Source organism: Alteromonas sp. KUL106 (genome assembly GCF_009811415.1).
GTDB lineage: Bacteria > Pseudomonadota > Gammaproteobacteria > Enterobacterales > Alteromonadaceae > Alteromonas.
Window position 1 is genome coordinate 1 of the sequence record NZ_BLIG01000108.1, and the last position, 344, is coordinate 344.

Here is a 344-nt window from a genome sequence, read left to right on the forward strand (position 1 = left end):
GTTATGTGTCAAAGGTAAATTAAGATAAGAAGGATTTTTAACTATGAAACTAGGATCTAAAATTGGTTTGTCATTCAGCTTTATTGGCTGTGCTGTCGGCGCATATTTCGGCCTATCGCCTGTTTACTCACAATTACAATCTGGTGTGTTATCCGGTCTAGAAGCGGGGCTAATGTTCAGTATCACTGGCATTTTCATTGGTACTGTATTGGCTACTGCAAGCATTCTTTCTTCGCATAAGCATGCCACATAACAACTCAATAAACCCACTCACTGCGTTCGCTGGGACGCATACACGCAGGGCGGCTTCGCCATTATGCCCTACGCGCATGCGCCCGTTATTG

At 44.5% G+C, this 344-nt stretch carries 1 protein-coding gene; it reads left to right on the forward strand.

Annotation, left to right across the window (positions count from 1 at the left end; all coding sequences use genetic code 11):
* The first annotated feature begins 43 nt into the window (after positions 1-43).
* Entirely contained in the window at positions 44-253 is a 210-nt protein-coding gene (locus GVO63_RS19425; protein WP_159582093.1) for a hypothetical protein, read from the forward strand.
* Positions 254-344: the final 91 nt, after the last annotated feature.

Excerpts from the sequence above, each read along its gene's own strand:
- GVO63_RS19425 (WP_159582093.1), top strand. The coding sequence starts at position 44 with ATGAAACTAGGATCTAAAATTGGTTTGTCATTCAGCTTTATTGGCTGT.